At 62.5% G+C, this 12,864-nt stretch carries 15 protein-coding genes; 9 read left to right on the top strand and 6 right to left on the bottom strand.

Translation table 11 applies throughout. The features are described from left to right. Window positions 1-16: 16 nt before the first annotated feature. The 3 genes from gloA to GYB81_RS02920 all read right to left on the bottom strand — a co-directional run bounded on the left by gloA (window position 17) and on the right by GYB81_RS02920 (window position 2,727). Window positions 17-388 carry a lactoylglutathione lyase gene (gene gloA, locus GYB81_RS02930; protein WP_161864438.1) on the bottom strand — a complete coding sequence of 124 codons (372 nt, stop codon included), beginning with the start codon at window positions 386-388 and terminating at the stop codon, window positions 17-19. Between the two features lie 73 nt (window positions 389-461). After that, window positions 462-1,679 (bottom strand): argininosuccinate synthase, encoded by a 1,218-nt coding sequence (locus GYB81_RS02925; protein WP_161864439.1) that lies wholly within the window; start codon window positions 1,677-1,679, stop codon window positions 462-464. A gap of 106 nt (window positions 1,680-1,785) precedes the next feature. After that, a complete protein-coding gene (locus GYB81_RS02920) occupies window positions 1,786-2,727 on the bottom strand; it encodes a flagellar protein MotY (RefSeq protein WP_161864440.1) in 942 nt (313 codons plus the stop codon). A 152-nt stretch (window positions 2,728-2,879) separates the two neighbouring features. On the opposite strand from GYB81_RS02920, the gene pyrC reads away from it, so the two are divergent. From pyrC to GYB81_RS02905, 3 genes are all read left to right on the top strand, one after another. Next, entirely contained in the window at window positions 2,880-3,926 is a 1,047-nt protein-coding gene (gene pyrC, locus GYB81_RS02915) for a dihydroorotase (RefSeq protein WP_161864441.1), read from the top strand. Further along, window positions 3,923-4,597, top strand: a complete 675-nt coding sequence (gene rnt, locus GYB81_RS02910; RefSeq protein WP_012017982.1) for a ribonuclease T — start codon at window positions 3,923-3,925, stop codon at window positions 4,595-4,597. Before pyrC ends, rnt begins: the two co-directional genes overlap by 4 nt. Window positions 4,598-4,777: 180 nt before the next feature. Next, on the top strand, window positions 4,778-4,996 hold the full coding sequence (locus tag GYB81_RS02905) for a bacterioferritin-associated ferredoxin (protein WP_161864442.1): 219 nt from the start codon (window positions 4,778-4,780) through the stop codon (window positions 4,994-4,996). Between the two features lie 72 nt (window positions 4,997-5,068). On the opposite strand, the gene GYB81_RS02900 is transcribed toward GYB81_RS02905, so the two are convergent. Beyond that, window positions 5,069-5,437 (bottom strand): DUF5064 family protein, encoded by a 369-nt coding sequence (locus GYB81_RS02900; RefSeq protein WP_161864443.1) that lies wholly within the window; start codon window positions 5,435-5,437, stop codon window positions 5,069-5,071. Window positions 5,438-5,530: 93 nt separating this feature from the next. After that, window positions 5,531-5,848 carry a DUF2288 domain-containing protein gene (locus GYB81_RS02895; RefSeq protein WP_161864444.1) on the bottom strand — a complete coding sequence of 106 codons (318 nt, stop codon included), beginning with the start codon at window positions 5,846-5,848 and terminating at the stop codon, window positions 5,531-5,533. A 295-nt stretch (window positions 5,849-6,143) separates the two neighbouring features. Here GYB81_RS02895 and GYB81_RS02890 point away from each other — a divergent pair, with 295 nt between their 5' ends. From GYB81_RS02890 to GYB81_RS02865, 6 genes are all read left to right on the top strand, one after another. After that, on the top strand, window positions 6,144-7,262 hold the full coding sequence (locus GYB81_RS02890) for a branched-chain amino acid ABC transporter substrate-binding protein (protein ID WP_161864445.1): 1,119 nt from the start codon (window positions 6,144-6,146) through the stop codon (window positions 7,260-7,262). Window positions 7,263-7,455: 193 nt separating this feature from the next. Continuing rightward, entirely contained in the window at window positions 7,456-8,379 is a 924-nt protein-coding gene (livH, locus tag GYB81_RS02885) for a high-affinity branched-chain amino acid ABC transporter permease LivH (RefSeq protein ID WP_161864446.1), read from the top strand. Further along, on the top strand, window positions 8,376-9,635 hold the full coding sequence (locus GYB81_RS02880; protein ID WP_161864447.1) for a high-affinity branched-chain amino acid ABC transporter permease LivM: 1,260 nt from the start codon (window positions 8,376-8,378) through the stop codon (window positions 9,633-9,635). The genes livH and GYB81_RS02880 overlap by 4 nt, the downstream gene beginning before the upstream one ends. Then, a complete protein-coding gene (gene livG, locus GYB81_RS02875; RefSeq protein ID WP_161864448.1) occupies window positions 9,632-10,399 on the top strand; it encodes a high-affinity branched-chain amino acid ABC transporter ATP-binding protein LivG in 768 nt (255 codons plus the stop codon). The genes GYB81_RS02880 and livG overlap by 4 nt, the downstream gene beginning before the upstream one ends. 3 nt (window positions 10,400-10,402) lie before the next feature. Beyond that, window positions 10,403-11,104, top strand: coding sequence for an ABC transporter ATP-binding protein (locus GYB81_RS02870; protein WP_161864449.1), 702 nt, complete (start codon window positions 10,403-10,405; stop codon window positions 11,102-11,104). Window positions 11,105-11,262: 158 nt separating this feature from the next. After that, the gene (locus tag GYB81_RS02865; protein ID WP_161864450.1) at window positions 11,263-12,123 is read left to right on the top strand and encodes a DUF6279 family lipoprotein; all 861 of its coding nucleotides are present in this window, start codon (window positions 11,263-11,265) and stop codon (window positions 12,121-12,123) included. 37 nt (window positions 12,124-12,160) lie between these two features. Here the strand turns inward: GYB81_RS02865 and ung are convergent, their stop codons facing one another. Beyond that, on the bottom strand, window positions 12,161-12,850 hold the full coding sequence (ung, locus tag GYB81_RS02860) for a uracil-DNA glycosylase (protein ID WP_161864451.1): 690 nt from the start codon (window positions 12,848-12,850) through the stop codon (window positions 12,161-12,163). Window positions 12,851-12,864: the final 14 nt, after the last annotated feature.

Genomic DNA, 12,864 nt, shown 5'->3' with positions numbered 1-12,864 from the left:
TTGGAAGGGTGTCAAATCAGTGAAAACTTCGGGGTGCGTCCGGGTCTTCGACGAAGGCCAGGATACGCGTGCCGTGCTTCATCGGACCGGGCTCGCGGGTGATCTTGCCGCCGCGCGCACGGATGTCCTCGCAGGCCTTGTAGACGTCCTCGACTTCCAGAGCGATATGGCCGTAGCCAGTGCCCAGCTCGTAGCTATCGACGCCCCAGTTGTGGGTCAGCTCGATCACGCTGTTGTGCGCCTCGTCGCCGTAGCCGACGAACGCGAGGGTGAACTGGCCATCCGGATAATCCTTGCGCCGCAGCAGGGTCATGCCCAGCACCTCGGTGTAGAAGGCGATGGACTTGTCCAGATCGCCGACGCGCAGCATGGTATGCAGCAGTCTCATCAGGTTTTCCTCTTCTGGAAAGCAGAACCCCGGCGCGTGGCCGGGGTTCTTGTGACACGGTGCAGCCAGTCTATCAGACCAGCTTGCGCCCCTTGCCTGCAGCGATACGCATGCGCAGGGCGTTGAGCTTGATGAAGCCCGCCGCGTCCTGCTGGTTGTAGGCGCCGCCGTCTTCCTCGAAGGTCGCGATGTTGGCGTCGAACAGCGAATCGTCGGACTTGCGGCCGGTGACGATGACGTTGCCCTTGTACAGCTTCAGGCGCACCACACCGTTCACGTTGGCCTGGGAAGCGTCGATCATCTGTTGCAGCATCAGACGCTCCGGGCTCCACCAGAAACCGTTGTAGATCAGGCTGGCGTATTTCGGCATCAGCTCGTCTTTCAGGTGAGCCACTTCGCGGTCGAGGGTGATCGACTCGATGGCGCGGTGGGCCTTGAGCATGATGGTGCCGCCGGGAGTTTCGTAGCAGCCGCGGGACTTCATGCCGACGAAACGGTTCTCGACGATGTCCAGACGGCCGATGCCGTTCTCGCCACCGATGCGGTTCAGCTCGGCCAGTACCTGCGCCGGGGTCATGGCCTTGCCGTCGATGGCGACGATGTCACCGGCCTTGTAGGTCAGCTCGATGTAGGTCGGGGCGTCCGGCGCCGCTTCCGGCGACTTGGTCCAACGCCACATGTCTTCTTCGTGCTCGGTCCAGGTGTCTTCCAGCACGCCGCCCTCATAGGAGATGTGCAGCAAGTTGGCATCCATGGAGTACGGCGACTTCTTCTTGCCGTGACGCTCGATCGGGATGGCGTGCTTCTCGGCGTAGTCCATCAGCTTCTCGCGCGACAGCAGGTCCCACTCGCGCCACGGGGCGATGACTTTCACACCCGGTTTCAGCGCATAGGCGCCCAGCTCGAAACGCACCTGGTCGTTGCCCTTGCCGGTGGCACCGTGGGAGATGGCGTCAGCGCCGGTCTCGTTGGCGATCTCGATCAGGCGCTTGGCGATCAGCGGACGGGCGATGGAGGTACCCAGCAGGTACTCGCCTTCGTAGATGGTGTTGGCGCGGAACATCGGGTAGACGAAATCGCGGACGAACTCTTCGCGCAGGTCGTCGATGTAGATTTCCTTGACGCCCAGGGCCTGAGCCTTGGCACGAGCCGGTTCGACCTCCTCGCCCTGGCCGAGATCGGCGGTGAAGGTCACCACTTCACAGTTATAGGTATCTTGCAGCCACTTGAGGATCACCGAGGTGTCCAGGCCACCGGAATAGGCCAGAACTACCTTTTTGACGTCCGCCATGCCATCACTCCACGGGTTGTACGGTAAAACCGGTGATTCTACTGGCCAAGCGGCTTAATTTACAGGGGTGCGACAGTCGGAGTTGACCAAGCGACGCCAAAGTAGCTCAGGAGGGTCGGCTGCCTGCTGGATCGGCAGGCGGCGTGGCGGGAGCGGGAGCACTCTGCTGCGGCGTCTCGGGCTGCGGCACGCGATCCAGGCGCAGGGTCGCCCGGCGGTTCTTGGCGCGATTGGCTTCGTTGTTGTTCGGCACCAGCGGGTAACGCTCGCCATGAAAGCGCATGGTGATCTGCTCGGCCGGAATACCACCGGCTATCAGATACTCCTGCACGGCCAAGGCACGGCGACGGGAGAGATCACGGTTGGTCAGGCGATTGCCGCTGTTGTCGGCGTGGCCGTCGATCTGAAAGCTGTTGATGCTGGGGTCGGCCTTGACGAAGTCGAGGATGATGTCGAGCTTGGCCTTGGCCATTGGGTCGAGATCGATGCCACCGCCGGGAAAGCCGATCTGCGCCTGGCGAATCTGATCGAAATTGACCGGCAGCAGCTTGGCGGTGCACGCCTGGTAATCGTCATAGGCCTTGTGAAACTTCACCGGCAGTAGCCGCACTTCCAGATTTTCACCGCCATTGAGCGTGCGATGGCGCACCACCGGGCTGCGCCCTTCCAGCAGACCGGTGAGCAGGCGCGCGCCCTGCTCCTGCGAGCTGTTGAACGGCACCTCGCCATTACCGACGCTGACAACGCCCAGGTTGATATCGCCGCGCCCCGGTTGCCAGGGCGCCGCTGCCGCCAACAGGGTTGCCGAGCCCGCGCCCATCCAGCGCTCACGGGCCTTGAGGCGGAAGGTGACCTGCTCACCCGCGCGGCGCACGAACTCGCCGCTGCCAAAGTTGCTGATCGGCTGACTCAGGCGGCATTCGAACTGATCGCCCTCCACCGTCCACTCCACCTTCTCCAGCCGCGTCTGGAAGCTGATGGCATGCGCCGGCAGGCACAGAGGCATGCCAGCCAGCAGGCTGATCAGGAGGAAATTGGGCGCACGCACGACAGGCTCCACGGCGGTTCAGGGCATTCTCACGGGGTATCGGTCAGGTGCGCGGAAACTTGACCCCTGCATGCGATTGTCGCGTCGGCGCGAGCGCGAGCAGGCGCTTTTCAGTTAACATGCGGCCACGTTTTACCCGCCTGGAAGCCTTCATGTCCGACCGCCTGACTCTCCTGCGTCCCGATGACTGGCACATTCACCTGCGCGACGGCGCGGTGCTGCCACACACCGTCGGCGACGCCGCGCGCACTTTCGGCCGCGCCATCATCATGCCCAACCTGGTACCGCCGGTGCGCAATGCCGCCGAAGCCGACGCCTATCGCCAGCGCATTCTCGCTGCGCGCCCGGCTGGCAGCCGCTTCGAGCCGCTGATGGTGCTCTACCTCACCGACAACACCAGCCCCGAGGATGTGCGCGCAGCCAAGGCCAGCGGCTTCGTGCATGCCGCCAAGCTCTACCCGGCCGGCGCCACCACCAACTCCGATTCGGGCGTCACCAGCATCGACAAGATCTTCCCGGCGCTGGAAGCGATGGCCGAAGTCGGCATGCTGCTGCTGGTGCATGGCGAGGTGACCCGCGCCGAGATCGACGTGTTCGACCGCGAGAAGGCCTTCATCGACGAGCACCTGACCCGCGTGGTCGAGCGCTTCCCCACGCTGAAAGTGGTGTTCGAGCACATCACCACCCGTGACGCAGTGCAGTTCGTTGAGGCGGCCTCGGCCAACGTCGGCGCCACCATCACGGCCCACCACCTGTTGTACAACCGCAACCATATGCTGGTTGGCGGTATTCGTCCGCACTTCTATTGCCTGCCGATCCTCAAGCGCAACGTACACCAGGAAGCCCTGCTCGACGCCGCCACCAGCGGTAACGTCAAGTTCTTCCTGGGCACTGACTCGGCGCCGCACGCCAAGCACGCCAAGGAAGCGGCTTGCGGCTGCGCTGGCTGCTACACCGCCTATGCCGCCATCGAGCTGTACGCCGAAGCCTTCGAGCAGCGCAACGCCCTGGACAAGCTGGAAGCCTTCGCCAGCTTCCACGGCCCGGACTTCTACGGTCTGCCGCGCAACACCGACAGCATTACCCTGGTCCGTGAAGAGTGGACCGTACCGGCCAGCCTGCCGCTGGGCGAAAACAGCGTAGTACCGCTGCGTGCCGGCGAAACCCTGCGCTGGAAGCTGCTGGAGGGCCAGGCGTGAGCGAAGACAATTACGAAGACGAACTCGAACCCAGCCTGCCCTCCGGCCCGCGCACGCCCATGGCGGCGCGCTTTCGCGGCTACCTGCCGGTGGTGGTGGATGTCGAGACTGGCGGCTTCAATAGTGCTACCGACGCCCTGCTGGAAATCGCCGCGACCACCATCGCCATGGACGAGAGCGGCTTTCTTTATCCGGATCACACCCACTTCTTCCGTATCGAGCCCTTCGAGGGCGCCAATATCGAAGCCGCGGCGCTGGAGTTCACCGGTATCAAGCTCGATCATCCGCTGCGCATGGCGGTGAGCGAAGAGCACGCCCTCGGCGAGATATTCAAGGGTTTGCGCAAGTCGATCAAATCGGCCGGCTGCAAGCGCGCGATCCTGGTCGGCCACAACAGCAGCTTCGACCTGGGCTTTCTGAATGCCGCGGTGGCGCGTTGCGGCATCAAGCGCAACCCCTTCCACCCCTTCTCCAGCTTCGACACTGCCACATTGGCCGGCCTCGCCTACGGTCAGACCGTGCTGGCCAAGGCCTGCCAGGCAGCTGGCATCGAATTCGATGGCAAGGAGGCGCATTCGGCCCGTTACGACACCGAGAAAACCGCCGAGCTGTTCTGCGGCATCGTCAACCGCTGGAAGGAAATGGGCGGCTGGGACGAGTTCGATCAGTGAGCCTCGGCGCATTCACCCTTCAATGAAAAACCGGCCAAGGCCGGTTTTTTCATATCTGCGCAACGGTCTCATACACCGTTCGTCAGGAGATGCGAGCATTCGCAATCGATCTTTGACAAGCATTCTCATTAACATTAGTATCCGACCCATCGAACAGAACTACCAAGACGAGCCTTGCTTATGTACGTCTGCCTCTGTGAAGGTGTCACCGATACGCAAATCCGCGAAGCGGTCTATGAAGGCTGCTGCAGCTACCGCGAAGTACGCGGCACGCTGGGTATCGCCAGCCAGTGCGGCAAGTGCGCCTGCCTGGCCAAGCAGGTAGTTCGCGAAACCATCGCCGAAGCGCAGAGCAGTCAGGCATCGCTCGCCTACCCCGCAGGTTTCGTAGCTGCCTGAAACACAGCCCGCGAATAAAACCGGATCCTTGGAATCCGGTTTTTTTTCGCCTGCAAAACCCCTCGAGGTCGTCTATAGGCCGTCGCGCTGCAGATGGTCGAGGTCCACCGCTTCTCCCGGTGCGGCATGCAACTGGGCGCGGATGTCCTCGAAAATCGCGTCGTATTCGGCATGCGCACGCATGATCGGGCTGTGGTTGGGTGGCAAGCCGTGCTTGGCCACCAGACGGGAAATCACGCTGGCGAAGTTGAAGGCGGTATCGCGGTGCATGTCAAAGACCTCCTCGAAGGCCTTGCCGTCGATCTCGCCGACCAGACGCCCGTGCAGCATCGGCCCTTCCCGCGGGTCCTTGCGAACCTCATAATAGAAATCGATGCTGTAACCGGGTTGTCCGCCCAGACCAGGCGGATTGCTGCGATGAAGGTGACCGGGTTCGAACATGGTGCTCTCTCCTTTGCCGTAACGCCGCTTGATGCTTCCTGACGGAGCGCCCGAAGAGTCTAGTCCGCCACTTCCAGCCCTGCATGCGCCATTTCAGTGCAGAGTTGAATCCCCTGCTCTTTCCTGAACCAGCACCCAGGGCGCAACCACCACTGCCCACAGTTGCGGGTCACGCGTAAACAGATCTTCGGCACGCGAATCTTCGAACCGGCACAGCAGCCCCTGGTTCATCCATTGCGCAACACGAGCCTGATCATTCTCGGCCACGGCCTGCGCGACCGCCACCAGATCCTGGTTGCCCTCGACCCAGAGCAGCGCACCACGGGCGAAGAACGGCTGCAGTTCCTGCCAACGAATCGGCGCGGTCTCGCCGAGCAGCTTGGCATAGAGGGTGCTAGATTGATCCGTCATGGTGTGTCCCGTGTCGATGGCGTTGAATGCAGGCGCGCAATGATAGCGTCGGCAACTGCGCTGGCAACCGCACGACGCTCGCCAGCCGACCCAGGCCACGCCGTTTTTCTATACATTCCTTGCAATTTAGCGACAACTCCGCGTTTCGCCTCCAGCTGCCGGCTTTTCAAGGCGCAAATCCGCGCTCTACACTGTTCCGGTACAGTTGCCGGGGGCATTACCGGGGTAACAGACCCGGTTCTGCAGCTTCGGCCGCAAGAACTACAACAACGAAAAACACAAGAGTGGAGCACTCATGAACAAGGCTAAGCAGATTTCCAAGCTGTTCGCGGCAATGGCACTGGCGGGGGCGGCCAGCTATTCGATGGCGGCCGACAACATCAAGATCGGCCTGGCCGGTCCGGTAACCGGTGCGGTTGCTCAGTACGGTGAGATGCAATTCATCGGCGCCAAGATGGCCATCGAGCAGATCAACAAGGCCGGCGGCGTGAATGGCGCCCAGCTCGAAGGCGTGGTCTACGACGACGCGTGCGATCCGAAGCAGGCCGTTGCCGTTGCCAACAAGATCGTCAACGACGGCGTCAAGTTCGTGGTTGGCCACCTGTGCTCCAGCTCCACTCAACCGGCTTCCGACATCTACGAAGACGAAGGCATCCTGATGATCACCGCGGCTTCCACCAGCCCGGACATCACCTCCCGCGGTTACGAGCTGGTCTTCCGCACCATCGGCCTGGACAGTCTGCAAGGCCCGACCGCCGGCAACTTCATTGCCGACCACATCAAGCCGAAAACCGTTGCCGTGATCCATGACAAGCAGCAGTACGGCGAAGGCATCGCCACTGCGGTCAAGCAGACACTGGAAGGCAAAGGCGTGAAAGTCGCCATGTTCGAAGGCATCAACGCCGGCGACAAGGACTTCTCCGCGCTGATCGCCAAACTCAACCAGGCCGGTGTCGATTTCGTCTACTACGGCGGCTACCACCCGGAGCTGGGCCTGCTGCTGCGCCAAACCAAGGAGCGCGGCCTGAACGTCAAGTTCATGGGTCCGGAAGGTGTGGGTAACAAGGAAATCTCGGCCATCGCCGGCCCGGCTTCCGAAGGCCTGCTGGTGACCCTGCCGAAATCCTTCGACCAGGATCCGAAGAACCAGGCGCTGGTCGAGGCGTTCAAGGCCAAGAACGAAGACCCGAGCGGCCCGTTCGTATTCCCGGCCTACGCTGCCGTTCAGGTCATCGCCGAAGGCATCGAAAAAGCCGGCGACACCGACACCGCCAAGGTCGCAGAAGCTCTGCGCGCCAACAGCTTCGACACCCCCACCGGCACCCTGGCCTTCGACGAGAAGGGCGATCTGAAGGACTTCAGCTTCGTGGTGTACGAGTGGCATCAGGACGGCACCAAGTCCGAAGCCAAGTAACCCCGCCGAAGAAGCTGATTCATGAGCTAGCGAGCGAGTGCCCGCCATTAACCCGGCGGGCCGACGCGCAGCAGCTCATGATCAGGTTCTTAACCCAGAGCCCACTGCTGCAGTGGGCTTTGTTCATTAGAAGAATTCCGGCCTCGCGCTGCGCCACAAGCGCCGCTTTACGCAAGCGCCCAGGAGTTAGGCAATGCCTGATCTTTATCACTATCTACAGCAGCTGCTCAATGGCCTGACCATTGGCAGTACCTATGCCCTGATCGCCATCGGCTACACCATGGTCTACGGCATCATCGGCATGATCAACTTCGCCCACGGCGAGGTTTACATGATTGGCTCGTACGTAGCCTTCACGGTAATCGCCGGCCTTGCCATGTTCGGCATCGACGCCGTCCCCGTGATCATGGTCGCCGCCTTTGCCGCCACCATGATCGTTACCAGCGCCTACGGTTACAGCATCGAACGGGTGGCCTACCGCCCCCTGCGCGGCGGCAACCGTCTGATCCCGCTGATCTCCGCGATCGGTATGTCGATCTTCCTGCAGAACGCGGTCCTGCTCTCGCAGGACTCCAAGGACAAGGCCATTCCGAGCCTGCTGCCGGGCAACTTCATCCTCGGTGAAAGTGCTGCCAACGGCGTGGTGGTGTCCTACATGCAGGTGCTGATCTTCATCGTTACCTTCGTCACCATGGTCGGCCTGACCCTGTTCATCTCCCGTTCGCGTCTGGGCCGCGCCTGCCGTGCCTGCGCGGAAGACCTGAAGATGGCCAACCTGCTCGGTATCAACACCAACAACATCATCGCCCTGACCTTCGTCATCGGCGCGGCGCTGGCCGCCGTCGCCTCGGTGCTGCTGGGCATGAACTACGGCGTGATCAACCCGCACCTGGGCTTCCTCGCCGGTATCAAGGCCTTCACCGCTGCAGTACTCGGTGGTATCGGCAGCATCCCCGGTGCGGTACTCGGTGGCCTGCTGCTGGGCGTAGCCGAAGCCTTCGGCGCCGATATCTTCGGCGATCAATACAAGGACGTGGTGGCGTTCAGCCTGCTGGTGCTGGTGCTGCTGTTCCGTCCAACCGGCATCCTTGGCCGCCCGGAGGTGGAAAAGGTATGAGCCGCAACCTCAAATCCGCGATTTTCAGCGCCCTGCTGGTGCTGATCATCTCCTACCCGGTACTGGGCCTGAAACTCACCACCGTCGGCATCGGCCTGCGCGTGGAAGGGGCCACCACCTTCGAACTCTGGTGCATCGGCGGCGCCGCCACGCTGATCTTCCTCTGGCAACTGCTGCGTGACCGCATCACCCCGGCCTGGGCCAGTCGGCCGAAACTACCCAGCGGCACCGGCCAGATTGGCAACTTCCTCACCCTGCCCTCCACCCAGCGCTGGATCATTCTGGCCATGGTCATGGTGGCGCTGGTGTGGCCATTCTTCGCCAGCCGCGGCGCGGTGGACATCGCTACGCTGATCCTGATCTACGTGATGCTCGGCCTGGGCCTGAACATCGTGGTCGGCCTGGCCGGTCTGCTCGATCTGGGTTACGTCGGCTTCTACGCGGTCGGCGCCTACAGCTACGCGATCCTGGCGCACTATTTCGGCCTGGGCTTCTGGATCTGCCTGCCGCTGGCCGGCATGATGGCGGCGCTGTTCGGCTTCCTGCTGGGCTTCCCGGTACTGCGCCTGCGCGGTGACTACCTGGCCATCGTCACACTCGGCTTTGGCGAGATCATCCGCATCCTGCTGCGCAACCTGACCGACCTGACCGGCGGCCCCAACGGCCTGAGCATCGCCAACGAGAACAAGCCGACCCTGTTCGGCCTGTCCTTCGAACGTCGCGTACCGGCGGACATGCCGACCTTCCACGGCTACTTCGAGATGGCCTACAACTCGCAGTACAAGGTGATTTTCCTCTATCTGATCGCCCTGCTGCTGGTGCTGCTGACGCTGTTTCTGGTCAACCGCCTGTTGCGCATGCCGATCGGCCGTGCCTGGGAAGCCTTGCGTGAAGACGAGATCGCCTGCCGCGCGCTGGGTCTGAACCCAACCGTGATCAAGCTCTCGGCCTTCACCATCGGCGCCAGCCTGGCCGGTTTCGCCGGCAGCTTCTTCGCCGCCCGTCAGGGCCTGGTGACGCCGGAGTCGTTCACCTTCATCGAGTCGGCGATGATCCTCGCCATCGTCGTGCTGGGTGGCATGGGCTCGCAACTGGGCGTGATCCTGGCGGCGGTCATCATGGTGATGCTGCAGGAGATGCGTGAACTGAGCGAGTACCGCATGCTGTTCTTCGGTCTGGTCATGATCTTCATGATGATCTGGCGCCCGCAAGGGTTGCTGCCGATGCAACGTCCCCACCTGGAGCTGAAGCGATGAGCCGCACGATTCTCGAAGTAAGCGGCCTGTCCATGCGTTTCGGCGGCCTGCTGGCCGTCAACGGGGTGGGCCTGAACGTCAAGGAAAAGCAGGTGGTCTCGATGATCGGCCCGAACGGTGCCGGCAAGACCACCGTATTCAACTGCCTGACCGGTTTCTACCAGCCGAGCTCCGGCAACATCCGCCTCAACGGCGAAGCGATCGAAGGCCTGCCGGGCCACAAGATCGCCCGCAAGGGCGTGGTGCGGACCTTCCAGAACGTGCGTCTGTTCAAGGACATGACCGCGGTGGAAAACCTGCTGGTGGCCCAGCATCGCCATCTGAACACCGGCTACCTGGCCGGCCTCTTCAAGACTCCGGCATTTCGGCGCAGCGAACGCGAGGCCATGGAATACGCCGCCTACTGGCTGGAGCAGGTCGACCTGGTGGACTTCGCCAACCGCAGTGCCGGCACCCTGGCCTACGGTCAGCAACGCCGTCTGGAAATCGCCCGCTGCATGATGACGCGTCCGAGCATCCTTATGCTCGACGAGCCGGCCGCCGGCCTCAACCCGCGCGAGACCGAAGACCTCAAGGCACTGATCGGCATGCTGCGCGACCAGCACAATGTCACCGTGCTGCTGATCGAGCACGACATGAAGCTGGTGATGAGCATTTCCGACCACATCTACGTGATCAACCAGGGCACTCCCCTGGCCGACGGCACGCCGGACGAGATCCGCAACAACCCGGACGTGATCAAAGCCTATCTGGGGGAGGCGTAACCCATGCTGAGTTTCAACAACGTCTCAACCTTCTACGGCAAGATCCAGGCCCTGCACGACGTCAGCATCGAAGTGCAGAAAGGCGAGATCGTCACCCTGATCGGCGCCAACGGTGCCGGCAAGTCGACGCTGCTGATGACCCTGTGCGGCAACCCGCGCGCCACCAGTGGCAGCATCCGTTACCTGGGTGAAGAGCTGGTGGGCATGGACACCCCGGAGATCATGCGCAAGAGCATCGCCATCGTGCCGGAAGGCCGTCGCGTGTTCGCCCGCCTGACCGTCGAGGAAAACCTGGCCATGGGCGGCTTCTTCGGTGACAAGGCGGACAATCAGGAGCAACTGGACAAGGTCCTGCACCTGTTCCCGCGCCTGAAGGAACGTTTCGCCCAGCGTGCCGGCACCATGAGCGGTGGTGAGCAGCAGATGCTCGCCATCGGCCGCGCCTTGATGAGCAAGCCCAACCTGTTGCTGCTCGACGAGCCGTCGCTGGGTCTGGCGCCGATCATCATCCAGCAGATCTTTGACATCATCGAGCAACTGCGCAAGGACGGCGTGACCGTGTTCCTGGTCGAGCAGAACGCCAACCAGGCGCTGAAGCTGGCTGATCGCGGTTACGTGCTGGAGAACGGCCACATCGTCATGCGTGGCACTGGCGAAGAGCTGCTCAGCGACCCCAAGGTACGCGACGCCTACCTCGGCGGCTAAGCCAACCCTGCGATGTCAGAACCGCCCTTCGGGGCGGTTTCTTTTTGTCCGCGATTCGATCAACCGCCTCGCTGAAGTCTTAAGCGGATATTTCCGCCCTCTTGCGCCAGGTTCGACGAGTATTAGTCTCAAGGGCTCTGCCTTTGCGAGACGCGTTCATGCGCAAATCCCTGCTCCTGCTACTGGTCATCGCTGTGCTGCTCAGCGCCTGCAGCCGTGTCGGCTTGGCCTATCGCAACCTCGACAGGCTGATTCCCTGGAAACTGGGCGACTACGTGACGCTGACCAGCGAGCAGAGCGCCTGGCTCAAACCTCAGTTGCAGGAACACCTGGCCTGGCACTGCAGCGTCGAGCTGCCACGTTACCTCGACTGGCTGCAGCGCAGTCAGCAGGCGCTGAGCAGCCGCGACAGCGAACTAATGGCCGATCAGCTGAGCGAATTCGAACAGGCCATGCAGCGCATCGCCGTGGAAATCACCCCCAGCACCATCGAGCTGCTGCGCGGCCTCAGCCCGCGCCAGGTCGAGCAGCTATTGGCATCACTGGACGAGCAGAATGCCAAGCTGCGCGAAGAGTTTCTCGAACCCCCGCTGCCGGAGCAGATCAGCCGGCGCGCCGAGCGCATGGAGGAACGCCTGCAACCCTGGTTCGGCAATCTCAATACCGAGCAGCGCGAACGGGTGCAGCGTTGGGCAGAAGGTCTGGGTGAACAGAATCAGGTGTGGATGGGTAACCGCCTGGCCTGGCAGCAGGCACTGCGCGAGGCACTGGAAGTTCGCCGCGGCGACGACTTTGCCGACCGCATGACCGCCCTGCTGCAGCAGCGCGAACGCTTTTACACCAGCGCTTATCAGGCCAGTTACGAGAAGAACCGTCAGGCCATGGCAGCGATGGTCGTCGATCTGGTCGCCCTGGCCGACTCGCGTCAGATGGCGCGCGCCGACAATCGCCTGCAAAGCCTGCATAGCGACCTGGCTGCACAACAGTGCCAAGCGGGCGAGTCGGTCGTCAGTCGCTGAAACCTCAGCAGCCGATGGACGTACGCAGCACTCCCGCTTATAGCGCCGGCAGGCTCCAGTCGATGGGTGTCATGCCGTTCTGGCTGAGGAACTGGTTGCAGCGGCTGAAATGACCGTTGCCGATGAAGCCGCGATGGGCGGACAGCGGCGACGGATGCGGCGAGCGCAGCACCAGATGCTTGGTCGGATCGATCAGGCGCTGCTTGCTCTGCGCATGGCTGCCCCAGAGCAGGAATACCAGCGTGGGCTGATGTTCACTGACCACTTCGATCACCCGGTCGGTAAAGAACTGCCAGCCCTTGGCCGCGTGCGAGCCGGCGTTGCCGCGCTCCACGGTCAGGGAGGTGTTGAGCAGCAGCACGCCCTGGTCGGCCCAGCTCTGCAGGTATCCGTGCGCCGGGATGTCGATGTTGAGATCGCGCTTGAGTTCCTTGTAGATGTTCACCAGCGACGGCGGCGTCTGCACGCCCGGCTGCACCGAGAAGCACAGGCCATGCGCCTGACCCGGACCGTGGTAGGGGTCCTGGCCGATGATCACCACCTTGACCTGGTCCAGCGGCGTGGAATTGAGCGCGTTGAAGATCAGTGGGCCAGGCGGGTAGATTTCCTTGCCCGCTGCCTTCTCTGCCCTCAGAAACTCGCGCAGCTCCTTCATGTAGGGCTTGTCGAACTCCTCGCGCAGCGCCTCCTTCCAGCTGGCTTCGAGTTTGATGCGATCTTCGGTCATGCGCTTTTCCTGCC

The organism is Pseudomonas yangonensis, from assembly GCF_009932725.1.
Taxonomy (GTDB): domain Bacteria; phylum Pseudomonadota; class Gammaproteobacteria; order Pseudomonadales; family Pseudomonadaceae; genus Aquipseudomonas; species Aquipseudomonas yangonensis.
This window is presented reverse-complemented; position numbering and strand designations above follow the sequence as displayed.